This is a genomic window from Psychrobacter sp. NC44 (assembly GCF_904846655.1).
In the GTDB taxonomy this organism is placed as follows: Bacteria; Pseudomonadota; Gammaproteobacteria; order Pseudomonadales; family Moraxellaceae; genus Psychrobacter.
This window is the reverse complement of sequence record NZ_CAJHBN010000010.1, coordinates 89,867-114,617: the sequence shown is the minus strand read 5'-3', so window position 1 is coordinate 114,617 and position 24,751 is coordinate 89,867. Positions and strand designations below refer to the sequence as shown.

Annotated in this window: 24 protein-coding genes and 1 pseudogene; 6 read left to right on the top strand and 19 right to left on the bottom strand. The window is 42.7% G+C overall.

Annotation, left to right across the window (positions count from 1 at the left end):
* Nucleotides 1-69: 69 nt before the first annotated feature.
* The 3 genes and pseudogenes from thyA to JMX95_RS09115 form a co-directional block, all read left to right on the top strand.
* Nucleotides 70-357, top strand: a pseudogene (thyA, locus tag JMX95_RS09125) (thymidylate synthase); the annotation flags it as partial.
* Nucleotides 358-433: 76 nt separating this feature from the next.
* Nucleotides 434-1,003 carry a dihydrofolate reductase gene (locus tag JMX95_RS09120; protein WP_201560624.1) on the top strand — a complete coding sequence of 190 codons (570 nt, stop codon included), beginning with the start codon at nucleotides 434-436 and terminating at the stop codon, nucleotides 1,001-1,003.
* Nucleotides 1,004-1,014: 11 nt separating this feature from the next.
* On the top strand, nucleotides 1,015-1,368 hold the full coding sequence (locus JMX95_RS09115) for an energy transducer TonB (protein WP_201560623.1): 354 nt from the start codon (nucleotides 1,015-1,017) through the stop codon (nucleotides 1,366-1,368).
* Between the two features lie 65 nt (nucleotides 1,369-1,433).
* On the opposite strand, the gene uvrC is transcribed toward JMX95_RS09115, so the two are convergent.
* Together uvrC and JMX95_RS09105 are read right to left on the bottom strand one after the other, a co-directional pair.
* The gene (uvrC, locus tag JMX95_RS09110; protein ID WP_201560622.1) at nucleotides 1,434-3,278 is read right to left on the bottom strand and encodes an excinuclease ABC subunit UvrC; all 1,845 of its coding nucleotides are present in this window, start codon (nucleotides 3,276-3,278) and stop codon (nucleotides 1,434-1,436) included.
* A gap of 141 nt (nucleotides 3,279-3,419) precedes the next feature.
* Nucleotides 3,420-4,946 (bottom strand): DUF3360 family protein, encoded by a 1,527-nt coding sequence (locus JMX95_RS09105; RefSeq protein WP_045452432.1) that lies wholly within the window; start codon nucleotides 4,944-4,946, stop codon nucleotides 3,420-3,422.
* Nucleotides 4,947-5,461: 515 nt separating this feature from the next.
* Here JMX95_RS09105 and JMX95_RS09100 point away from each other — a divergent pair.
* Nucleotides 5,462-6,019, top strand: coding sequence for a DUF4442 domain-containing protein (locus JMX95_RS09100; protein ID WP_201560621.1), 558 nt, complete (start codon nucleotides 5,462-5,464; stop codon nucleotides 6,017-6,019).
* Between the two features lie 275 nt (nucleotides 6,020-6,294).
* Here JMX95_RS09100 and rplS read toward each other — a convergent pair whose 3' ends face one another.
* The 4 genes from rplS to rpsP form a co-directional block, all read right to left on the bottom strand.
* Nucleotides 6,295-6,687, bottom strand: coding sequence for a 50S ribosomal protein L19 (gene rplS / locus JMX95_RS09095; RefSeq protein WP_045445905.1), 393 nt, complete (start codon nucleotides 6,685-6,687; stop codon nucleotides 6,295-6,297).
* A 182-nt stretch (nucleotides 6,688-6,869) separates the two neighbouring features.
* Entirely contained in the window at nucleotides 6,870-7,640 is a 771-nt protein-coding gene (trmD, locus tag JMX95_RS09090; RefSeq protein ID WP_087813637.1) for a tRNA (guanosine(37)-N1)-methyltransferase TrmD, read from the bottom strand.
* An 87-nt stretch (nucleotides 7,641-7,727) separates the two neighbouring features.
* Nucleotides 7,728-8,261, bottom strand: a complete 534-nt coding sequence (gene rimM / locus JMX95_RS09085) for a ribosome maturation factor RimM (protein ID WP_045445903.1) — start codon at nucleotides 8,259-8,261, stop codon at nucleotides 7,728-7,730.
* Nucleotides 8,262-8,446: 185 nt separating this feature from the next.
* Entirely contained in the window at nucleotides 8,447-8,716 is a 270-nt protein-coding gene (rpsP, locus tag JMX95_RS09080; RefSeq protein WP_045445900.1) for a 30S ribosomal protein S16, read from the bottom strand.
* Between the two features lie 494 nt (nucleotides 8,717-9,210).
* Between rpsP and JMX95_RS09075 the strand changes: the two genes are divergently transcribed.
* Nucleotides 9,211-10,689 carry an ATP-binding protein gene (locus tag JMX95_RS09075; protein WP_201540625.1) on the top strand — a complete coding sequence of 493 codons (1,479 nt, stop codon included), beginning with the start codon at nucleotides 9,211-9,213 and terminating at the stop codon, nucleotides 10,687-10,689.
* Between the two features lie 76 nt (nucleotides 10,690-10,765).
* Here JMX95_RS09075 and JMX95_RS09070 read toward each other — a convergent pair whose 3' ends face one another.
* From JMX95_RS09070 to JMX95_RS09010, 13 genes are all read right to left on the bottom strand, one after another.
* A complete protein-coding gene (locus JMX95_RS09070; protein ID WP_201560620.1) occupies nucleotides 10,766-10,945 on the bottom strand; it encodes a hypothetical protein in 180 nt (59 codons plus the stop codon).
* A 200-nt stretch (nucleotides 10,946-11,145) separates the two neighbouring features.
* Nucleotides 11,146-12,834: an ATP-binding protein gene (locus JMX95_RS09065; protein ID WP_045445985.1), complete on the bottom strand. Its 1,689-nt coding sequence runs from the start codon at nucleotides 12,832-12,834 to the stop codon at nucleotides 11,146-11,148.
* Nucleotides 12,835-13,148: 314 nt separating this feature from the next.
* The gene (locus JMX95_RS09060; RefSeq protein WP_045445894.1) at nucleotides 13,149-13,865 is read right to left on the bottom strand and encodes a response regulator; all 717 of its coding nucleotides are present in this window, start codon (nucleotides 13,863-13,865) and stop codon (nucleotides 13,149-13,151) included.
* Between the two features lie 657 nt (nucleotides 13,866-14,522).
* Nucleotides 14,523-14,939, bottom strand: coding sequence for a F0F1 ATP synthase subunit epsilon (locus tag JMX95_RS09055; protein WP_021812807.1), 417 nt, complete (start codon nucleotides 14,937-14,939; stop codon nucleotides 14,523-14,525).
* Between the two features lie 104 nt (nucleotides 14,940-15,043).
* Nucleotides 15,044-16,477, bottom strand: coding sequence for a F0F1 ATP synthase subunit beta (gene atpD, locus JMX95_RS09050; RefSeq protein ID WP_045452427.1), 1,434 nt, complete (start codon nucleotides 16,475-16,477; stop codon nucleotides 15,044-15,046).
* 50 nt (nucleotides 16,478-16,527) lie between these two features.
* Nucleotides 16,528-17,409: a F0F1 ATP synthase subunit gamma gene (gene atpG / locus JMX95_RS09045; RefSeq protein WP_045445883.1), complete on the bottom strand. Its 882-nt coding sequence runs from the start codon at nucleotides 17,407-17,409 to the stop codon at nucleotides 16,528-16,530.
* A 226-nt stretch (nucleotides 17,410-17,635) separates the two neighbouring features.
* Entirely contained in the window at nucleotides 17,636-19,180 is a 1,545-nt protein-coding gene (gene atpA / locus JMX95_RS09040) for a F0F1 ATP synthase subunit alpha (RefSeq protein ID WP_055125356.1), read from the bottom strand.
* Nucleotides 19,181-19,273: 93 nt separating this feature from the next.
* Entirely contained in the window at nucleotides 19,274-19,897 is a 624-nt protein-coding gene (locus tag JMX95_RS09035) for a F0F1 ATP synthase subunit delta (protein WP_045445877.1), read from the bottom strand.
* A gap of 13 nt (nucleotides 19,898-19,910) precedes the next feature.
* The gene (locus tag JMX95_RS09030; RefSeq protein ID WP_045452424.1) at nucleotides 19,911-20,381 is read right to left on the bottom strand and encodes a F0F1 ATP synthase subunit B; all 471 of its coding nucleotides are present in this window, start codon (nucleotides 20,379-20,381) and stop codon (nucleotides 19,911-19,913) included.
* A 117-nt stretch (nucleotides 20,382-20,498) separates the two neighbouring features.
* Nucleotides 20,499-20,747: a F0F1 ATP synthase subunit C gene (atpE, locus tag JMX95_RS09025; protein WP_010197960.1), complete on the bottom strand. Its 249-nt coding sequence runs from the start codon at nucleotides 20,745-20,747 to the stop codon at nucleotides 20,499-20,501.
* Between the two features lie 33 nt (nucleotides 20,748-20,780).
* Nucleotides 20,781-21,647: a F0F1 ATP synthase subunit A gene (gene atpB, locus JMX95_RS09020; protein ID WP_055125357.1), complete on the bottom strand. Its 867-nt coding sequence runs from the start codon at nucleotides 21,645-21,647 to the stop codon at nucleotides 20,781-20,783.
* 684 nt (nucleotides 21,648-22,331) lie between these two features.
* Nucleotides 22,332-22,730 carry an ATP synthase subunit I gene (locus JMX95_RS09015; RefSeq protein ID WP_201560619.1) on the bottom strand — a complete coding sequence of 133 codons (399 nt, stop codon included), beginning with the start codon at nucleotides 22,728-22,730 and terminating at the stop codon, nucleotides 22,332-22,334.
* Nucleotides 22,731-23,021: 291 nt separating this feature from the next.
* Nucleotides 23,022-23,915: a metal ABC transporter solute-binding protein, Zn/Mn family gene (locus JMX95_RS09010; protein ID WP_372815823.1), complete on the bottom strand. Its 894-nt coding sequence runs from the start codon at nucleotides 23,913-23,915 to the stop codon at nucleotides 23,022-23,024.
* A gap of 193 nt (nucleotides 23,916-24,108) precedes the next feature.
* Here JMX95_RS09010 and JMX95_RS09005 point away from each other — a divergent pair, with 193 nt between their 5' ends.
* Nucleotides 24,109-24,702, top strand: a complete 594-nt coding sequence (locus JMX95_RS09005) for a Fur family transcriptional regulator (RefSeq protein WP_201560617.1) — start codon at nucleotides 24,109-24,111, stop codon at nucleotides 24,700-24,702.
* The last annotated feature ends 49 nt before the right edge of the window (nucleotides 24,703-24,751 follow it).

The window sequence follows — 24,751 nt, the reverse complement described above, 5'->3', positions numbered from 1 at the left end:
AGTGCACAATGCTATTATAGCTGTTAAGGCTATGTTATTAGGCGTCTTGTGCATAAATTAGGGGTTATAATATTCCTAGGTGTGCCATTTAATATTGCCAGTTATGCCTTGCTGACCCATATGGTCGCGCAAGTATGCGGATTAGAAGTGGGCGAATTTATCTGGACGGGTGGCGATTGTCATATTTATCAAAACCACCGCGAGCAAGTTGAATTACAGTTGACGCGTGAGCTTTATAAGCTACCAACGCTGACGCTTAATCCTGATGTGAAAGATATCTTTGCTTTCAAATACGAAGACATTAGCGTTGATGGTTACGAGTCGCATCCTGCGATTAGGGCAAAGGTTGCAGTCTAGCCTTTATCTGATTGAAGGTTTTAAATAAAGGCAGCAAATGAAAGTAGCATGTTAAAGACAATAAAAAGGATACATTATGAGTTATGCCCACACCGAAGTTGCCCAAATCGCAGCTATCAGTAGCAACCGCTGTATCGGCAAAGATAATGAGCTGCCGTGGCATATCTCAGCAGATTTGCAGCATTTTAAAAGCATGACGACCAAACAGAATGACGGTGCGATTCAAGGTATCGTCATTATGGGTCGTAAGACGTTTGAATCAATGGGCAGCAAGCCTTTACCAAAACGCGTGAGCTTCATCATCAGCACCCAGCTAGATTATGCCGAACAAAAAGGTTTGGTCGGCAAAAGCAATGCTTATGTGGTGCATAATTTAGATGATGCATTAACGCAAGCAGCAAGTCTGGCACATGGTGCGCATCTTGATACGATTTGGGTGATTGGCGGCGAGCGCGTGTTTAGCGATGCGTTGATGTATACCGATCGCATTGAACTGACCCACGTCGATACTGAGATTACGGATGGCGATGCCTTTTATCCTGAATTGCCAAATGAGTTTGAAGTGGCCGAAGAATCTGAGAAAATGCACGATGAAAAAAGTGACTTAGACTTTAAATTTGTGACTTATAAAATAAAAGCAGACTAGGTCAGCTGGTTATGAAACTACTACCCTTTATCTTTACTGGCATATTACTATCGGGCTGTCAGAGTCTAGCGACAAGAGAGCCTGTTATTAAGCCTGCTGAAATATTGCGCCAACCTCAGTTCACAGTTCCACACAGAGCAGCTAGACGTTTGAAAGCTGGTGAGGAATATGAAGTTGTCCTGAGCATATTGATTGATAAATCTGGTCAAATTAGTTCCATTTCTGTTACTGAGTCATCAGGCGTCGTGTCATTAGACCGAAGTGCTCTACGTGATGCTAGAAAAATGATATTCAAAGCCGGTACTAAGGATAATGAGGTTATTACAACAAAAGTTACTGTACCCATTACCTATGTAATACATTAGAAACTGTTTACCCTACTACTAAAAATTTAGATAGACAGATAGATAGATAGGTAGAATGTAAACGCCTACTCGTGCAATACTTTATAAACCGTTTTTGCAAGTACTGGCCCAATACCTTGCACGCCTGCCAATTCTTGCTGCGATGCACCGAGCAATTGTTGCAATCCGCCAAAATGATTGAGTAAATCACGGCGGCGCTTTTCACCCAGCCCCGGAATCACCTCTAATACTGACGATGAACGGCGCTTATCACGCTTCTTACGATGCGCTGTAATCGCAAAACGATGTGCCTCATCGCGAATATGCATCAGTAAATGCAGCGCCTTGCTATCCATCGGTAAATCTAACGGCTCATGATCGATAAAATGCAGCACTTCAAGCCCAGCCTTACGTCCTTCGCCTTTTGCCACGCTAATCAGCAAAGTATCACCAAGAATACCCAGCTCGGTTAGCACTTCTTTAGCGATGCCAAGCTGACCTTTACCCCCATCAATCAGCAACAGATCTGGCAATGGCTGCTTCTTATAACGCCGTGTCAGCACTTGTTTCATTGCGGCATAATCATCGCCACCGACAATGTCATGAATCGCATATTGGCGATAATCACGGCGACGCGAGCCACCTTGGTCAAATACTACGCAGCTACCAATGGTCGCCTCGCCCATGGTATGGGAGATATCAAAACACTCTATGCGATCAATGGTTCTATCAGTGACGTCCGCTAAGACATCTTTTAAGGCACCAAAGCGCGCATGCAACTCTAAATAGTCGCCCAGCTTGGTTTTTAGGGCATTATTGGTATTGAGTTTGGCTAAATCTAACCATTCGGCACGGTGCTCACGGACACTGGTTTTGATCACGACTTTACTGCCAAAATGGCTCGCTAGCGCTTCACTGACCGCCACCTGATCCGGTAATTCATGACTCAACATGATTTCAGGTGGCAAGTCATCCGTTACCTGAAAATAAAATGAGGTAATAAATGCTGATAAATTGTCCGCCAAAGGCTCGCTACTATCCACATCAGGGAAGTAATTCTTACCGCCCAACACACGACCGCCACGTACGGTCAAGACGTTGACGCATGTCATGCCCGCCTGACTAGCGATAGCAATCACATCCGCCTCACCTTGTACGGTATAAACGGCTTGCTTAGCTTGTACTTCACGCAGCATAGACAGCTGATCGCGATAAAACACGGCCTTTTCAAAGTCTAATTCTTCAGCAGAAGCTTCCATTTTTTCAATCAAAGCACTATGAATATCGCTAGAGTCGCCTTTTAGGAAACGAATAGTATTATTGACATCTTCCATATATTCTTCAGGCAATACCAAACCCACGCAGGGCGCACGGCAACGCTTAATCTGATACTCAAGACAAGGACGCTTACGTTGCTTAAAAAAAGTATTGGTACATTGGCGCATTTGAAACATTTTCTGCATCAGCACCAGTGTCTCTTTGGCAGCATGAGCAGAGGGAAAAGGACCGAAAAAGCGACCTTTTTGGTGATTGCCTTTACCGCGACCATAAGCCAATCGCGGGTAAGGTTTATCCGCTGAAATAAACACATAAAGGTAAGATTTGTCATCACGCAATAGCACGTTATAAGGCGGACGATATTCTTTAATCAAGTTTTGCTCGAGCAATAACGCTTCGGTCTCACTACGGGTAATAATGGTTTCAATATTATGTATCCGTGCCACTAGCGCTCGTGTTTTTGGATGGTCAATGGTTTTAGCAAAGTAGCTATTCACACGGTTCTTAAGCGACTTAGCTTTGCCGACATATAAAATATCGCCATTTTTACCCAGCATTTTATAGACCCCTGGCAAATTTGGTAGGCGCTGGATTAAATGCTTAAGACGGGCTTTCTTGTCATCGACAGGACTCGATTCTGAGACATTGACCATAGATTTTTTTGCTCTTAAAAGTCTTGTAATACTGCTAGTTATGGGGCGGTAGTCATTGTTTTACAAGCCAATTATTATCATAGCATCACCCATAAAAAAGCCAGCACCAAGGCTGACTTTTTATAGGTAAGCAAGATGCTATTAATGGCGGAAGTTTGCCATCAGTGCTGGAATACCCGGTAGCATACCAACAATAGCCATCACACCTGTCAACACCACAAACATAATACCCGGTATGATCCAGCGGCTCATTTTAGTCAAATTGGCGCTACGTTCTTTAGAGCCAATCAAGCCCAAATTATCGAGCAACAACGTGAGTGACCAACCAAATGCAGGATTCACCAATGCAGAAGCAAACACCACAATTGCGGCAGACTGCGTGGTTTTACCTTCACGAGTCATTTCCATACCAGCTTCAAGCAATGGAATAAACACACCAACGATCAATGCCACACACATCACTGGCTGCCAAATAGCCAAATCCATTGGATAGCCCCAAACCCCTGCGATAATACAAAACAATGCTGTCAATAAGGCACCAGCAGGAATCGGACGTTTGGCAATCGCTGCTGGAACAATATAAGTGCCCCACGATGACGCAAAGTTAGCACCGCCCAATACAGAGCCGACGACCTGACGAAACGAAGCACTGGTCATTGTATCATCGATATCCATGAGTACCTTTTCAGTACGTTTAGGATAGCTGATTTTTTGGAAAACCTGATGGCCTAAAAAATCCGGTGACCACATAGCAACCGCCAAAATAGCAAACGGCAGTACGACAATAAAGCTTTCAACCGTCGGTAATCCTAGCATCCAACCGGTGTTTTCGCCCCACCAATACATTGGATTCATATTTGGTAAGCCTGGTGCAGTTTTGAACTCAAAGGGCGCACCCAATGCAAAAGCGAGACCACCACCTAGTACACAGCTTAGCGGAACCGCAAGCCAGCGTTTTTGCCAATGCTCAAGTAATGCATATAGCAGGATAGTGGCCAAAATAATGAAAAAGGCAATATGCGACATGCCAATACCTTCTGCCCAAGCAAAGAGGTTTTTGACCTGTGAGGTGGTACCGATAAACCCTAAGTAAATCAAGAGGCCACCGCACACGCCTTTACTGGTCAAGTTTGCCAGCAGACTGCCCCCTTTACTGATTGCCAATAGCAAGCCGAAGGCACCGATGAGCAGACCAAAGGCCATGGGATGGCCGCCAGCGGCCACGACAATAGGAATAAGCGGAATAAGGGGGCCGTGAGTACCTGCAAGGTTGGCTGTCGGGAGTAGAAATCCTGAAAATAAGATGATAAAAAATGAAACGATTAATAGCTCATAACGAACGTTTTCTAAAACGAACGCATCGCCCAAACCAAGTGGACCTGCAAATGTTGCAGCAATCGCACCCACCATCACCACTTTACCAATCGTTGCCGCCATTGCAGGAATAGTATCTTCATACTCAAAGCGATAATCACGAAACGGCAAATTGGGACGCCAGCGTTTTGGCTGCATGATTTGTAATTCATGATTTAGATAAGCGTCACGACTGTCAAAGCTTGCGCTTGGTTTGTGTAAATCAAGGTAGCTACCTGATGGCTCGCTGTCGTAATTAGATGGATTTGATGACTGCTGATTAGACCCTGAAGAAGGGATCTGAGTGTTACTCATCACATTTCCTTATGTCGACTGAGGCTTTATTTAACTGATAATTTGATAGTGAAATTTGATGTGACTAAAGCGTCCATTAAAAATTGCAAGCCATTGTATGACATGAGAACTCGAAATGCGAACTTAGAATCACTAAAAAAGTCCATACACTATTATAATATATAAATTAAAGTTTCCATTTAATACAAAATTGAACTTAATAGAAAACCATGAGGAAAAAACACACTTAATATAGGCTTTAAATTAGAATAAATGACCTTTTTCTTAATAATTATCTGTATCTAGATATTTGTTATCACATAACTAAATATTAAAGATAGCTATAATAAATAGTTTATTATAACTTTTAAGTAACTATAGAAAATCCATGTCAGTTACGCTTTAAGCCTAGCGGTTTTGATATTTTTTACTTATGATAAATGCCCTTTCGTGACTGCTCTTTGATAGAAGTACACTAAAAAGTTTGATTCAAACGGTATCACTAAAAAATATAAAAGAAGCAATAGGACGAATTTATGAGTTTGCTACCTACCAATTTTGAGACGCTAAAACGCAGAGCCAAACAAAGTATCATGCCGTTATTGACACCCCACCTACTGAAGCTGCGTATCAACACTTATGCACCATACGTAGGCGCTGGTATCAGAATCGATCACCTCAATCTCGATCAAGGTTTGTGTGTGGTAAGTATGGGGCTGAATACGCTGAATAAAAACATCGTGGGCACTCAGTTTGGCGGCAGCCTGTATTCGATGGTGGACCCATTCTATATGATAATGCTGATGCACCAACTGGGCAGCAGTTACGTGGTCTGGGACAAAAGCTCACATATTGAGTTTATTGCCCCTGGTAATAGCAAAGTCACTGCGCGCCTAAAAATTCCTAGCAATGAAATAACCACGATTCAAGAATTAGCAAAAGAAGGCGAGCCGGTATTTCGGGAATACCAAGCAGATATCGTCGATGATCAACAAAAAGTTATCGCTACCGTCACTAAAATTCTCTATATACGCTTGCGTAAGTACAGCAAATCTAAAGACCAAAATAGCCGTATCGAAAATCTCGATGGTTAGAACTTTAAAGGCAATTTTTAAAACGGTTCTCTAGATTTGTGATTTAAAGTATATTAATTAAAGCGCATTAATTAAAACGACAGAAACAAAAACCCCAATCTGGCATACGCACAGATTGGGGTTTTGTCTTTTTTGGTACTACCCGCTTATTTATATGATAAACCTATGAATAAGGGCTTGTATCTGGCTTTTCGCTATTGCCGAATCGCATAATAGACGGTTCAGCAATAAAGCGATATTAAGCACAATGCTTAAAAGCAGATACTGGATATAATCTAAGCGTTAGCTTTTGGCTTAACAGCTTTAGGTGCACGCGGAGCAAGCTTCTCGCGGATACGTGCTGATTTACCAGAGCGCTCACGTAAGTAGTATAGTTTCGCACGGCGAACAGCGCCACGGCGTTTCACTTCGATGCTATCGATGATTGGTGAATGCAATTGGAATGCACGCTCAACGCCAACACCGCTTGAGATTTTACGTACGGTAAACGCTGAGTTTAAACCGCGGTTACGTTTAGCAATTACAACGCCTTCAAAAGCCTGTAAACGCTCACGCTCACCTTCACGTACTTTTACTTGAACCACAACGGTATCGCCGGGTGCAAAGCTTGGGCGCTCAATCAATTGAGCATTTTCGATGACCTGAACCAATGGATGCTTGTTGCTCATGAGAGTTATCTCCTCACATTAGATAATAGAGGCTTGACGCATATCACCTGTTTGTAATAATGGATCGTATCTTTTTAATGAGACACAACGTAAGTGGGTTATGACAAACGGCCATTATGCTATGACTCGTTTTGTTGTTGCTCAAAATTCTGTTGCTCAACTGTTTATCTTTTTAGCCGCTATCAACGCTGTTTTTTATCTGCTTTCGCCAATGCTTTTAGCCACTTTGCTTGCTCTACCGTTGGCGTAAACGCTTGCCATAAGTCTGGACGACGCGCTTGCGTACGTTCGACTTGCTGACTAAAGCGCCACTTCGCGATATTGGCATGGTGACCTGAAAGTAACACTTCAGGCACTGCCATACCCGCAAACTCATGCGGCTTAGTATAATGTGGACAATCAAGCAAGCCATCGACGAACGAGTCTTGCTCAGCTGACTTATCATCACCCATAATATCAGGCAGACGACGTATCACACTATCCATTAGCACCATTGCTGGTAGCTCACCACCAGTAAGTACGTAATCACCAAGCGATATTTCCATGTCAACATATTGCGACAGTAGGCGCTCATCAATACCTTCATAACGACCACATAATATAATCATGCCGTCATACTCAGTCATATCGACCACACTACTCTCACTCAGCGTCTGTCCTTGTGGCGACATATAAATCACCGGACAGTGTGCTTTGTCGACACGGCAGCCGTGCTGACTTGCTCGTAGGCGCGCATCCTCAATCGCTTGGGATAATGGCTCAGCCATCATTACCATGCCAGGACCGCCACCATACGGACGTTCATCAATACGGCGATAATTATCACTGGTAAAATCACGCGGATTAATGCATTCAATCGTCACTTGTTTCTGAGTGACTGCTCGACCCGTGATTCCAAACTCACGAATCGTGGCAAACATCTCAGGGAAAATACTAATAACGGCAAAATACATTAGGTATCTACTTGCGCAGTGGCTAATATTGGCTAAATGAATCGGTGTTATTACTGATAAAGCTTAACCGCAAAGTTAAAATTATTATCAATAATCACTCGGCCATGCCACTAGCACTGTTTTTTCAGTCAGACTGACCTGTACTACAGTTTGCTTGTGCCATGGAATCAGGCGCTCATCGGCATCTAAACTGTCTGAGTTTGCCGCAACCCGCATAATTGCGTGAGCGCCAGTCTCAAACATCTCAGTAATGTCGCCTAAATACTCATCCTGCTCATTTACAACGCGCAGGCTGACCAAATCCGACCAGTAATATTCATCTTCAGCGGGTTCTGGCAAGATGTCTTGCTCGACCCAAAGAGTTACCCCGTTCATAGTCTCAGCAACATTGCGATCAGGAATCTGCTCAAACTGAGCCACAATTCCTGTGCCTTGCTCACGCCAAGCCTTAACGGTTAAAGGCTTCATGCCGGTAGCGGTTTTCATCCACCAAGGTTTAATGTCAAATATCGCCGTACGATCATCTGTCTCACTAAATACCCAAAGCCAACCTTTGATGCCATAAGGCTTTTTGAGCTGACCAATTTTCATAAGGGCACTAGCGTTTGGAGCAGAAGACATAACGGCTAACCTAACAATGATGAACACAGCGAAGATAAATAAAAAGCAATTAAAAACGATAAACGCAGTTAAAAGCGATAAACAATTAATGGCGTACCTAGTTAGACCAGTTACGCTATGTTTTTTACTAAAGTCTATCGAGACTGCTTATAGACGAGCTATCAGCGTCTCAGTGACCACAAAACTTAAGCAGTTGCTTCAGTTTGCGCGACAGACTTGTTGAAAGCTTTTGCTAATGAAGCAACGCGATCTGAAGGTTGTGCACCTTTTGCGATCCACGCATTGTACGCTTCCATATTTAGGCGTACTGCTTCTTCAGACTCTTTAGCGAGTGGGTTAAAAAAGCCGATGTTTTCAATATAGCGACCGTCACGCGCGCGGCGTTGATCAGCAACAACTACTTGATAAAATGGGCGTTTCTTGGCACCGCCCCGTGCTAAACGAATAACAACCATGTGAATTCTCTCTTTCGCAGGTATACCAAAAAGGGCATAATTATATCACAGTCTTGATTTATTGAAAACATAAACTGCGCTTATTTAATTATTTATTAACAATAGCTTAAATGCCCATCGATGTAAAATACAATTGATCATAACCACTGATTTTTAACTGAAGATACTACCTCTACATCATGTCCAAGTGGCTCGTTGCTGTATTATTCGGTGCTGTATTATTCGGTGCTGTATTACTCAGTACTATATTAGTGCAAATTTGAGTATTCAATTGTTGCCTACTGTTTTAAAGCCATCCGTGTCATTCATTGATTATGCTACTCTATGACATAGTCAGCGAGTGAATGATGCTATCGCCTACCGAATTGTGTCATCGTTCAAGAGTATTAGCTATTATGCTACTCATAAGTATGGCACGTTGTTTTTGAACGACATAAAAAAGCACCATTTTTACACTAAACTCAATAAAGCATCTTTTAATATGTTGGATCCATATGACCACACCAAAATCGCAACCACGTCGCAAAGGGCGGTTTACGCGCTCTTACTCCAACACTTGGCTGACAACCTTGATGGTCTCTTTCATTGTTCTTATCAGTGTCAGCTTGTCGATTCTGTTTTTTTGGCGCAGTCTATATTTACCCGAGCTTAAAAACCATGCGCGTTACTTGACGAGCGAGCTGCAGTTGATGAATAGTGTCAACAAAGACTGGAAAAATCGTCCTGAAGTACGCCAATGGATTTATCAACACTCGCATGTCGTGGTAGTGAATAACCCTAATGACTTTCCAGCCGTGTCTGATAAGGCATTCGTCGGCGTCTTCACTGATGTCTTACAACGCGAAATCGGTGCGCAATTGGGTCGACCTGTCGAGGTTTATTTTAAATTCAAACCGACACCACAGCTTTGGGTACAAGACAGCCGTGATGACAGCTTTTGGATTCGTGAACCCGTGGTTTATTATTCGCAATATAGTCCAGCATTATTGGTGCTTTTCCTCATCGGATTGCCTATTTTATCGCTGCTGACCATTATTCTACTGGCGCGGCAATTAAATCGTCCGCTACGATATTTGCAGCGTGCCGCGACCAACTATATTCGCCTCGGTCATGCCACTACGTTGCCAACACAAAAAGGACCTACGGAGATACGTCAGGTCAACATGGCATTCAATCGTCTATTCACGACGTTAAATCAAGCACAAAAAGAGCGTACAATTATGCTCGCTGGTATCTCGCATGATCTGCGAACGCCCTTAACTCGTATGCGTTTGACTGCTGAGATGCTACCTGATGACTTTTTTCGAGAGGGATTAATTTATGATATTGAAGACATGGATGCCATTTTAGAGCAGTTTATCTCGTTTATGAAAGATGGCTCCGATGAGCCAGTCAGCCTAACCAATTTGGATACCATCTTTAATGAGATCATGGTGCAATTTGCACCAATGGAGTTCATCTATCAATCAGAGTGTCACAAAGTGGTTCCTGTGCGCCCCATGTCTATCAAACGCCTTGTGATCAATCTGGTCAATAATGCCAAGCGTTATGGCAAACCGCCCATTTACCTATCAGCGACTGTTGTGCCAACTTTTATAGAAACCATTGAAGAGGAAGATAGCGATGTCGTCAGTGAAAATGTCGTCAATAGAGAGGCGCAAGAACAATTACTGATATGTGTGCGTGACTGTGGTGATGGCGTTGCAGAAGATCAGTTAGAACGTATTATGCAGCCTTTTGAACGCGGAGAGACAGCACGTACCACACAAGGCAGTGGTTTAGGTCTAGCGATTGTCGATCGTATCGCCAGATTGCATCATGGGACGGTAGAAGCCATTAACCATCCCGACGGAGGTTTACAAGTGTGTGTGCGTATTCCCCTACTTTCCAAGGTTGCTGGAGATACGACCATGGCAGCCGATACAGAAAAAACGCCTGTCTCTAATCACAAGACATGGAACAAAGAAGACTGATAGCCGCTGAACTGTTCATCACTAAAGCTAATAAATGCTCAAAACAATTTGCTGCAACTATTTAGTTTTATAACACCTAGTTCTTGTTTCCAATGATAGGTGGAATATATTTGGCGCTATTCGTAAACGCTAACGGCTGAGTAATATTTTCTTGCGCTGCTGTCAACGTTTGCGTCGTCGATGGCTGCTGCAAGAATAAGTAGTAGCCCAACGTTATTGCATTTAGTACCACCAAACCACCAAATAAATATGGCATCCTTTGCCCTCCTCTGATTTAAAGCTATCTTCAAACCGTTAATAATAAAAATTAACCGAAAATTCTATCTAAGGTGTATTCATTCTAAACATGAGATTGAGAACACTCCTTAGAAATTGAGCAAGTTTATTTGTCACACACTGCTTAATTGATGCCGCTATTTTTATACTAAAAAATAATGACAATCTGGTGCAATGGCATTATTTATCTTCAAAACCACGCTCGCTTTTTTCTTGCGTCAGTTCATCAGCAGCCAAAATTTGTGTCAGTGGCTTGATAGGCCACGTCATGACAAATCGTGCACCGCCAAGCTCTCGGCTCTCATCGACTTTCATACTACCATTAAACCAAAAGGCAATGCGCGATACAATAGACAAGCCTAAACCATAGCCGCCTGAGGCGCGTGTGCGACTGTCATCTAAGCGTGAAAATGGAATAAAAACCTTTTCGCGATCTGCTTCTGGAATACCATGACCATCGTCCTCAACACTAACAAAAGCATTGCCCTTTCTGACGCCAGCACTAATGATAATCGTGGTCTCTGCATAACGTAAGGCATTGCCCGCCAAATTTTGAATCACACGGTGTAAATAACGCCTATCTGCAACAGCGGTTACTTTAGCATTCGGCAGCTTGGTCACTATTTTGATAGGCTTACCCAAGGCATTGGTTTCACGCTCGATCTGCTCCAATAACTCTCTAAGATTGACTGGTTCTAAATCCAGCTTTGGTGAGCCTTCCTCTAACTTAGCGTAAGTCAAAATCTCATCAATCAAGCCATTAAGCGCTTCGATATCTTCATCAATAAAATCACGCTGCATAAAACGTGAGTCTTCGTCATCCGTATCAGCCAACATATCAACGGCAAAACGAATACGAGCCACTGGTGTACGCAGCTCATGTGATACCGCTCGCGTTAATTCTCGCTGCGACTCAATAAGGCGCTTGATATGCGAGGTCATGGCATTAAAAGTCGCGGCTAAACGGGCAATTTCATCCTGCCCAATGACTTGAACTTGACTTTCAAGATTACCTTTACTCACCTCATTGACGCCAACCTGAATCAACTGCAATTTACGCTCAAGTGGAAAAATCAACGCATACACGCCTAAGCTGATCAAAAACATGCTGATAAGAATCATACTAATAATCAGATTAAGTGGGAACCAGTTGAATAATGGCACCGGACCAATCAATATCGCCATGTCATTGATTTCAGAAGGCACCACTACTCTAATAGCCGAATTACTTTTACTGCTATTGGTATCTTGTAAGGAAATAACCACTTCATCTCGGCGTAATCGTGCAAGCTGATCGGTATCTAAATCCAGTGTATTGACGGCTTTAAACTCTAAAGGAAAGGAAAACTTTTTTTCCAGTTCAGCCAAACGGGCACGCTTGTCAGATAACGTCACATAGTAAGACAAATCATCCAATAAAAATACAGCGATTGCCCGTACTTGCTGCTCAGTCACTTGCGATATTCTAGCGGTCAAAACGCTTTGATTGTCCGGTAGACGATAATAAACATCGGCATAGACAGGTTGCTCGGTATAACGAACGACCGTATTGCCATTTTCAAAACGCCGCAGTTCACTGGCATTAAAGTCTACTTCATCAATAGGCAAAACTTTGAATTCTGAGCCAAATAAACTACTGGCATCAGACAACCAATATTCACGCTGCTCTTCACTTTCCTGATGAGCGATACCTTCACTCACCAGATGAAAAGCCCCTGTTGCCATGTTTTCACGGTAGGATTGGACGCGCTCTTTGTTGATGGTATCCATCAATAATTGAGCAAATAATGCCACACACAAACAGACTATGAGTAGCCCAGCATAAATACGAACAAAGATACTGTGTTTTAAAGAAGAGACTAATGACATACGTGCCGTAACCAACTTAATGAATAAAAACTGCCGACATCATTCAGCAAACAAGCGCTGCGTGATAAATGATATCAAACACTGTTGAATAAAAAACCATTCTGGCTGCTGTATTTTAATTTATAACTGAGCATCACCTAAAATCCATTTACCTCATGTACATTTAGGCAGCACCCACAATAATTGCTTAATTAAACCACATAACGCTGTATTTAAGTTCAAAAATTAAAATTTAGCCACAAAAAAACCAGCCTAGTTGCTGGTTTCTTTGGTCATGCTAATGAGCAATGAGCCGTTGCCGGAGCAAAATTGACTTAGTTGCCTTCTTTAACGAACAAATACCCTTTACTACGAACGGTTTTGATACGTTTTGGATTTTCTGGATCATCACCGATTTTTGGACGAATGCGTGAGATACGAACGTCAATTGAGCGATCTTGACCGTCATATTCAATACCACGTAGACGCTCAAAGATATCTTCACGCGAAAGAATTCGACCCGCATTAGAAGCAAGCAACCATAATAAGTCATATTCAGCACTGGTGAAATCAACCAACTCATCACCTAAATTCACTGAACGACCGCCATTGTCGATGACCAGTTCACCAAATTCTAGGCGCTGTGGCACATCTTCTGATGGGGCATTTTCTGAGCGACGTAATAACGCACGAATACGTGCTAGCAAGACACGTGGCTGAGCAGGTTTAGCGACATAATCATCAGCACCCATCTCAAGACCCAGTACCTGATCCATATCTTCAGTACGCGCAGTCAGCATCAAAATAGGATTCTGATAATGCGGGCGTACTTCACGACATACCGTCAGTCCATCGCTACCAGGAAGCATGACATCAAGTACGACCAAATCTGGTTGTTCACTGACGATGCGACGAATAGCACGATTACCATCGGTTTCGATAGCGACTTCTAAACCATTTTTGACCAAGTAATCTTGAGTCAACATGGCCAGACGCTCATCATCCTCAACAATCAAAATTCGGGGGGTGTTGTCTTCTTCATTCGTTGTCATTGTTATATCCTCTAATACATCTCATTTAAAAGCAGTAAAAGTAAGAGCGGTAAAATTAATAGCACCATTAAGTGGCACAATTGATGTTGGTATAGCTGTTACAAACTTGGTAGCACAGTATACTATTAAACATACAGCTTCCTATACTATAGCTTATAGTCGTTAACAAAACCTATAAACTATACCCATTAAAACTTTAGTTTACGTCCAAAAATTATGAGCTTTATACAAATAATAGCAAGTGAAATGTTTTTTTACGACCCTTTCCTCACCTGAATTTCTATAAGTAGCCAATCTTAATGTAGCGCACAGCGATAAAATACTTGATTGATAACGATACTTGTATTCTTGTTACGTCTAATATAGCGAGATATCACCTTTGCTGCCAGTGACTTTTTCATCTATTATCCCAGTATTATTTATTATCATTCGATACACAATTAGTAGATACATGTTTAGTAAATGCATAGTTAGTTAACACTCATATATAACAAAACTGGCTGTCGAGATCGGAATTGCATCATAAATCGTGTATTTAGCCTCGACCAAAAATCATAGAATATTAAATAATAGACATAAAAAAACAGCCCATGATGGACTGTTTTTTTGTATCTGTGGTAAAAGTCAAAAAGAAACTCTAAAATTTTCCACAAAAAATTAAGCGCGGTTTTTGTACTTACGGATAGTCTGTAGCTGTGCCACAGACTCTGCTAATGATGCTAAAGCTGCATTAGTTTGTACAGTATCCGATTGATTAACAAGCATCTGCTCAGCCTTTTTACGTGCTTCGACAATTTTGCTTTCATCAAGGTTATGTGCACGCATCGCTGTATCAGCCAATACGGTAACCATCTTCGGCTGTACTTCTAAAACACCGCCTGATACATAAATCACTTCTTCTTCACCGTTTGGTGTTTGCACTCGCATCGCACCCGGTTTTAACAAAGTAATAAGCGGTGTGTGACCTGGCAATACACCAATCTCGCCTTCGGTACCAGTAGCTATTAACATGCTAATTTCGCCTGAATACAACTCTTCACGAGCACTTACGACGCGACATTGTAACGTTGCCATACTTAACTCCTTACGATCAAAACACAATCAAAACTGCGAGGCGTTACTAACTGGCAAATAGACTTTTTATGGCCTATCTGCCCTTTAGCAAATGCTAACACAACTTACGCTGCAGTAGATTTCATTTTTTCTGCTTTAGCAACAACTTCGTCGATGCCACCAGCCATATAGAACGCTTGCTCTGGTAGGTCATCGTATTCACCCGCGATGATTGCTTTAAAGCTAGCAATGGTATCGCGTAGTGGTACATATTTACCAGGTGCGCCAGTAAAGACTTCAGCAACGTGGAATGGCTGTGACAAGAAGCGCTGAATCTTACGCGAACGATAAACGACTAGTTTATCTTCTTCTGACAACTCATCCATACCCAAGATAGCGATGATGTCTTTTAGCTCACGATAGCGCTGCAAAATCTCTTGCACGCCACGAGCAACGTTATAATGCTCTTCGCCAATGACTAATGGATCTAGCTGACGCGAGGTTGAATCTAGCGGATCAACCGCAGGATAGATACCTTGTGAAGCAATATCACGACTCAATACAACCGTTGCATCCAAATGCGCAAACGTCGTTGCTGGTGATGGATCCGTCAAATCATCCGCAGGGACATATACTGCTTGCACAGAAGTAATAGAACCTGACTGAGTTGAGGTAATACGCTCTTGCAGCATACCCATCTCTTCAGCAAGTGTTGGCTGATAACCAACCGCAGATGGCATACGACCAAGTAGTGCTGATACTTCAGTACCGGCTAGTGTATAACGGTAGATGTTATCAACAAATAGCAATACGTCACGACCTTTCCCAGTGGCAGGATCTTTGGTATCACGGAAGTATTCAGCCATGGTCAAACCAGACAGCGCAACACGCAAGCGGTTACCCGGTGGCTCATTCATCTGGCCGTATACCATGGCAACTTTAGATTTGCTAAAGTCTTCAGTGTTTACAACGCCAGCTTCTTGCATTTCGTGATAGAAATCGTTACCTTCACGTGTACGCTCACCAACACCAGCAAATACTGACAAACCTTCATGTTTTAGAGCGATGTTATTGATCAGCTCCATCATGTTAACGGTTTTACCAACACCAGCACCACCAAACAGACCAACTTTACCACCTTTAGCAAACGGGCAAAGTAGATCAATAACTTTAATACCAGTTTCTAACAGCTCAGTGCTGTTTGACTGATCCGCGTAGCTTGGCGCTTCACGGTGGATAGACCATTTTTCGTCAGCCTCTACAGGACCTTCTTCATCGATAGGACGACCAAGAACATCCATGATACGGCCAAGCGTACCAATACCAACAGGCACAGCAATAGGCGCACCAGTGTTAGTGACTGTTAAGTTACGCTTTAAGCCTTCAGTTGAACCCATCGCGATAGTACGGACGATGCCATCACCTAGTTGTTGCTGTACTTCTAGGGTGGTTTCGGTACCATCTACTTGCAAAGCATCATAAATCTGAGGAACTTCACTACGGTTGAACTCAACGTCAAGAACCGCGCCAATAATCTGTACAATACGACCGCTACTCATTGCGTTCTCCTTGAACTTCTGTATATAGTGGGTTTCATAAGGGGTTTCAATTATGAAACAGCAGCAGCACCGCCAACGATTTCCGAGATTTCTCGGGTAATCGCCGCTTGACGCAGCTTGTTATAAACCAACTGTAAATCGTTAATTAGGTCACCAGCATTATCTGTCGCCGCTTTCATCGCAACCATACGTGAGGACTGCTCAGAGGCAATGTTTTCCATTACCGCTTGATACACAATCGACTCAATGTAACGGCCAAGCAACTCATCAATCAATGTTTTGATATCAGGCTCGTAGATATAATCCCAGCTCAGTTCTGTTTGAATGCCGCTCTCTTCTTCACCAAACGCACTGTCTGGTAAAGGTACCAACTGATTGACAGTCGGCTTTTGAGTCATCGCATTAACAAACTTATTATAAACCACATAGATGCGGTCTATTTTACCGTTAGTATAATCGTCAAGCATCGCTTGAACTGGTGCGTTTATCTGCTCAAACGTTGGCTTATCACCATAATCGGTTACTGCCGAGGTCACTTTACCACCAAAGTTTTTGAAAAAACTCACACCTTTAGCGCCAATGACTGCAAACTCAGTTTGTACAGATTGATCTTGATACTGCTGGATACTCTTAGATAAAGCTTTGAATAAGTTAATATTCAAACCACCCGCCAGACCGCGATCAGAGGTAATGACAATATAGCCAACCTTATTGACTGGACGCGAGACCATATACGGATGTTTATAGTCTGATGAGGCATGCACCAAATGTGAAATAACCCGGCGCATACTATCAGCATACGGGCGACCCACTTCCATGCGCTCTTGGGCACGGCGCATTTTACTTGCCGCAACCATTTGCATAGCACGAGTAATTTTTTGGGTGCTTTTAATACTGGTGACTTTGGCACGTATCTCTTTTAAGCTTGCCATAATGATTCCAATATAAGAGGGTTAAAAAGCATTGGCGCATGCGACAATTATTTAGTATATAACATCGATCTAACAAATTAATGTTATATATTTTGTGCATGACGCGATCTAATACCGTCAATGGTTAGAACAGTGGCGCTACTGTCTTAATAAAAAAATACAAGACAATGCGCCACTTTATTAGCCATCAAAGACAGCCTTAACCAATTCGGCTTAACCCGTTAAATTAATAACTGTGATTTTGTTTAAAGGTCTCTAAAGATGACTTCAAACGACCTGCGATATCATCATTATAATTCGCAGTGTCATCAATCTCACGCATCAATTCACTTTGCTCATCATGCATATAGCGTAAGTAAGCTTCTTCAAAAGAACCGATTTTTTCGACAGGAACGTCCGCTAAAAAGCCTTCATTCGATGCATAGATAACTGCAGCTTGCTCAGAGATTGACATTGGCTGATACTGCTTCTGCTTCATCAATTCAGTCACACGCTCACCATGATCAAGCTGTTCGCGAGTCGCGTCATCAAGATCTGATGCAAACTGAGCAAAGGCGGCCAATTCACGATACTGAGCTAGTGCAGTACGGATACCACCAGATAGCTTCTTGATGATCTTAGTCTGAGCTGCCCCGCCCACACGAGATACCGAGATACCAGCGTTAACTGCTGGACGGATACCTGAGTTGAATAGGCTTGATTCTAAGAAAATCTGACCATCAGTGATTGAAATCACGTTAGTCGGTACGAATGCAGATACGTCACCAGCTTGGGTTTCAATAATTGGCAGTGCGGTTAAAGAACCGGTTTTACCAACTACTTCACCATTAGTGAACTTTTCTACGTACGCCGCGTTTACGCGTGATGCACGCTCAAGTAAACGTGAATGTAAATAGAATACATCACCAGGATACGCTTCACGACCTGGCGGACGACGTAGCAATAGTGAAATTTGACGATAAGCAACAGCTTGTTTTGATAAGTCATCAAATACAATCAGTGCATCTTCACCGCGGTCACGGAAGTATTCGCCCATCGTACAACCTGAATACGGTGCGATATACTGTAGTGCGGCAGGCTCTGATGCTGATGCAACCACAACCGTGGTATATGCTAATGCACCAGTTTGCTCAAGCTTGCGTACGACGTTTGCAATGGTAGAACGTTTCTGACCGATTGCGACGTATACACACTTGATACCAGATGATTTCTGCGCGATGATCGCATCGATAGCCATCGCGGTTTTACCCGTCTGACGGTCACCAATGATAAGCTCACGCTGACCACGACCAATTGGAATCATAGTATCAACGGCTTTATAACCCGTCATTACTGGTTGATCTACTGATTGACGATCAATAACGCCTGGGGCGATTTTTTCGACTTTATCAGTCATTTTGGCATCGATAGGACCTTTGCCATCAATAGGATTTCCCAAGGCGTCAACAACACGGCCTAGCAGCTCAGGACCTACTGGTACTTCAAGAATACGACCAGTACAATAGGCTTTTTGACCTTCTTGCAGCTTTAGGTAATCACCAAGTACTACCGCGCCGACAGAATCACGCTCTAAGTTAAGCGCCATTCCATAGATTTCGCCTTCAAACTCAATCATTTCGCCGTACATGGCATCTTCAAGACCATGAATCTGCACGATACCGTCAGATACTTTGACAATCGTGCCTTCATTCTTTGCAGTTGCACCCGCATCAAGGTCTTGAATACGCTGCTTAATCAGGTTACTGATTTCCGCTGGATTCAATTGTTGCATTGCCTTGTTTCCTTTAATTTATGATAACCCGCCCACTGACTTAAATGCTCTTACTTTCACGCAGATCATAGATGACTGCGCTGGTAAATGGCATTAGGCCGTTAGCTGTGTTTTTAACTGTTGTAACTTGCCGCGCATCGAATCATCAATGATTTTATCACCGACTTTGATGGTAGCGCCTGCCAATAGACTTGGATCGACCGACTCATGAATCACCACACTAGCATTTAACGATGCAGCAAGGCGCGTTTGAAGCATTTCACGCTGAGCGTCAGTCAATGGATAGGCAGAGGTCACGTAAGCATCAAGCTGCTTTAAGCTTATTGCCTTGTGGCGGCGATAATGCTCATAAACTTCAGGAAGCAGCGCCAGACGCTCTTGCTGCGCCAACTGCTTAATAAAATTATTGAGCGCTGGTGACACTTTAGGATAGCTAATACTATTACCATAACGAGAGCCTTTGCTCTCGCCTAGTAGCTGTTTAAAAGCAGAGTCGCTATCACCAGCCACTTGTGAGTCATAAAGATCAACCAAAGCAGCTGACTTATGCTCAGCCGTAACGGCTGGATTTTCTAGCCATGTACGGAACGCTTTGTCATTGACAATTGCACTGGCGACAAACAAGAAATTTTCCCACTCGTTTACGGCCCCGTTTTCGTTGGCATAGTCAAACGCGGCTTTAGCGTAGGGTCGTGCTAAGGTTGATAAGTCAGCCATTATATCCTCACAGTTACAGCTTTGCCGCCAGTTGGTCTAACATACTGGCATGTTTTTGCACATCGACTTTGTCTTGCAAAATCTTTTCTGCACCAAGTACAGCCAGTTCAGCAACTTGGGCACGTAATGATTCACGCGCTTGATTGATTTCTTGGTCGATAGACGCTTGCGCTTGTTGACGAATGCGCTCGCCTTCCACTTGGGCCTGCATTTTTGCATCTTCGACAAGCTGGTTGGCACTCTTGTTCGCTTGCTCGATTAAAGCAGCAGCTTTGGTCTTTGCAAGATCAAGCTCCTGCTGGACGTCTTGCTCAGCGGTCGCCAGATCTGCTTTTGCTTTCTCTGCGGCATTCAGGCCTTCAGCAATTTTACGCTGACGCTCATTGATGGCACCAATAAGTGGTGGCCACACGAATTTCATGCAGAACATCACAAAGATTGCAAAAGCAATGGCTTGACCGATGAGGGTAGAATTGATATTCACGTGATCACCTCTTTGTTAATGAAAAATCAGTTTCATTGATCATATTTGATAGCCAAACTTTGGCTATGGTTAAGATACAAACTTTGACTACCAAACATTTACAACTGAGCTTTCTGATTAACCTGCTAGAGGGTTAGCGAACAACAATAGCATAGCAATACCAACACCGATCATCGGAATAGCATCAAGAAGACCTGCTACGATGAACATACGAGTTTGCAGCTGTGAACCAAGTTCTGGCTGACGCGCAACGCCTTCTAGGAATTTACCACCTAGAATAGCAAAACCAATACCTGTACCTAGTGCACCTAAACCGATAAGTAGTGCTACTGCGATAACTGTGTAACCACCTAATACTGGATCCATGGATGTATCCTCATTTACCTATTGAATGTCTAATTAATGTTCAGTTGATGATGCAAGTGACATATAAACTATCGTCAGCATCATAAATACGAACGCTTGAAGTGTAATAATTAAGATGTGGAAAATAGCCCACGGTACTGATAACGCCCATTGAATCCAAAACGGCATTAGAGCAATCAGTATGAAAATCAACTCACCAGCATACATGTTACCGAATAGACGCAGACCTAAAGAGATAGGTTTCGCTATCAAAGTAACAAACTCTAAGATAAAGTTGATGGGTATTAAAATAATTTGTACGATAGGGTTTTTGGCACTAAACGGATGCAGTGTTAGCTCGCCAACAAAGCCGCCCAAACCTTTTTCCTTGATACTATAGAACAGAATCAGTATAAAGACAGAAAAAGACATGCCAAGCGTAATATTAGGATCCGTCGTTGGAACGATCTTAAAGAACACATGATGTGGATCATGTCCCATCATTGCGCCGATTTGGCCAGCAATCATAGGAATAAAATCGACGGGTAGTAAATCCATCAAGTTCATTAAGAATATCCATACAAAGATAGTCAGCGCCAAAGGCGCAATCAGCTTTGAGGTACCACTATACGAATCACGAACGTTGTTATCAACGAACTCAACGATCATCTCAACCGCGGCCTGAGTTTTACCCGGCACGCCTGAAGTGACTTTTCTAGCGACCATCCAGAAGATGGCGCAGAAAACAATGCCTAGACCAATTGACCAAAGCATAGAATCAAGGTGGATGGCTTTAAAGCCCATTGCACTAGCTTCTTCAGCAGTATAGGCAACTTTCCAACCTTCGCCCGGCAGATAGCCGTACGTCCAGTTCGTTAAGTGGTGAGAGATATAGTCTGTTGTTGTTTGCTCGCCTGCCATAATGTCAGCTTCTTATTAATCAACGATTTAATCAACTACCAAAAATATGGTTGTCATCTGATGAGGTTTTAACGATCCTATTTGACCTGCTAGCAAGCCGATGAACCATGCTAAAGCGCTCATGTAATCAATAACATCCAACCCATAGTTCTATTACTAGTACGCAATTTGATAACTTAAGATAAATTTTAGCTATCAAAAAAGGGCTTATGATGATTCAGTAATAGCCCTTGTATATGTACGCGAAATTATTATATCTGTGTTTACTTACTGCCGCGTTTCCACGATCGACGCTTAATACAGCGTCCATAAGCAAAATATTTAGCTGCCTATATTAATGCAGCGTTGTATTCGTGTAAAGTCAATTATGACTTTTTTATGCACTGTATGAATAAGTTAGCTACTATTAACGTTTACTAACATAGCTTTGCGTGATTAATTAAATTGTAAGAATTTAATTAGAGGCAATACTGATAGCTAATAATTGGCTATCGACTCCATTATCACACGCTATACTCATTTAAACGCTCATATCACAGTCTTTATAATCATTGGCGCTGTCTTTAGACAGTTTTGTATGTTTTGACTTTCTTATGAAATCAGTCATAGAGAAGCTGGACGGCAGGGTGACTTGCCTAGCACTATTAAGCACTCAACTATTGATATAGTCATCGTCTATTAATGCTAGCGTATATGCCACAACATCCAACTGTGACTAATTTGCATTACCATAAAACCGATAAACAGCGCAGGCGCAGATAGGGGTTGTACGGTAATAAAAATTAGTGCGAAACCAAACACAGTCAATAGCCATTTGGCCATTTGACCTCGATATAGCTGGCTAACAATATGTTGGCGCGCGCGATATCCAGTGTACCAAAAGATAAAAAAAGCAAATACAGCTTGGGTAGCGAAACTGAGTAGCGCACCAATAGCGGCGCTTTTTGCGACAGTAAGCTCACTATGTAGCCAACTGATATCTAAAGCCCAAGCAATAATAATAAGGATAAATAATATCCACGCTTGGCGTTTGATATAGATGCCAATTTTATCTTTTTGTGTGCGTTTGGCAGGCTTGGTCATCGGTAATGCAATCCTATAGCCTTACAGCATTGGGATAAGGTGGCAATATAACATCGTCGCGACACTTTTATCCGTGAACGGCTCACTCTACAGGTGTTACCTTTTAACCAAAATAAAACGCCACTTATTATAAGGGGCATACCACCGTTAAGCAAGAAAAATATACCTTTTATCAGTGACCTAGCTGAATCACTCATAGACATCATAGTTACTGACCAATGGATAACACCCAAAGTATGACTACATAATGGCTGCTCAAGCGTTGCAAGCCACTATGGTTAATCAGTTATCCTACAATATACATTGATAGATTTGCTGTGCCATCGTCTGCCAACCACTCACAAAGTCTTTACTATTGCTCATATCTTCAGGTTGCACAGTGGTTTTTACAGGCTGTAACTTAGCGAGTAGACCTTTGGCTGGTTGACTTGGGCTAACCAGACACATTTGCTTGGCTGGACGCTTCTCATTTAGCCAGCGTATTTGGCTTGCTCGTGGTGCTAGATGGTGGTCAGTGCTTAAACTGCCAACAAGCTTTAGGTTTGTGCTGGATTCGATATATTGATAAGCATCATGATAGGCCCAATAAGGTTGGGTTTGCTGCTTGCCTTTAGCTTGTTTTACGAAAGATGCCACTCCCCTATCCATTCGCTGAGCAAATTTTTGCGCATTGGCGTGATAAAGTGCTTTATATTGCGGATTGGCATGACTATGAATCACGGCAAGGGCACGAGTCATGGCTTTGGCATTTTCAGGATCTAACCATATATGTGGATCCAAGGTGCCAGCAATAGGCTTGCCTTGGACGTCACGTAGCGGATGACGATTAAAGGCATCAAATTCAAATAAGGCAATCGCATTGGGTGCGGTATTAAGGCTTGCCGCCAAGTTATTTTCTAATGGCTCACCAAACCACACGACAAATTTACTGTCCTGAATGGCTTTAATATCGCCTGGGCTGATACTGCCATGATGACCTACCTCCCCTGCCTGCAATAACTGCTTGGCGGGCGGTGAACCTTCAGTCACTGCTTGACTCAATAAAAACAGTGGGTAGTTACTCACGCTGACTGTTGCCGCTTGTGCACTCACAGTAAAGATGCCTAATGCAACTATGCCCGTAATGAGCCATCGCTGTAGTATAATGGTTGAGCTTAAAAAATATTTGAGAACTGAGTTCATAATAGATTCTTTAATGTATGAAAGATAAAATATAAGTGGAAACATTTAGACGTTATTGCCGTTGTATCTGAGTGATCATCAAGGTATCAATAAATAAGCCAAGATCATTTATCTGCTCTTATTTTTAGTATGTTATACTATAACATTATAAATTACTATAATAACAGTGCCATTTTTTTTCGTAGGAGCTTGCACCATGTCCACCAGTTTATCAGTCTGCGAACATTTACATGATGTGCAGGACTTTACGCCGCATGACGTGACCGAGCGCCTAATGGCAGCAAAAGAACAATGTCGCCTGAATGGTGCACGCTTTACCCCATTGCGCCAGCAAATATATCAATTGGTATTGGCAGCCAATAAACCTATCGGTGCATATGATTTGATCACGCAATTGCAGCAAATGCGCTTATCAGAGCCCAATAACAATGATGACAGCAGCGAAGCGCTTAGCTCGCAACAGCACCCAACGAAAGCGGCATCTAAAGAAATTAGCTCTAAAAAACAAATGCCAAAAAATGTCGCGCCACCCACTGTCTATCGCAGTCTGGAGTTTTTATTGAGTGAAGGCTTGATACATCAATTGACCTCTATCAATGCTTATGTGCCCTGCTGTCACCCACGCGCGCAGCATACCGCAGCATTTTTAATCTGCGGTCAGTGTCAGCGTGTACAAGAATGTAGCAGTGTGCCCGTACAGGAAATGATGAGTTTTGCTGAGCAAGATGTTGGCTTTATTGTGGAACGCAGTGTGATTGAGCTGAGTGGTCGTTGCCAAGCGTGCCAGTAACACACCTCAACCACTGAAGCATAAGTCTTTGTCATCCACTTTTTATTTG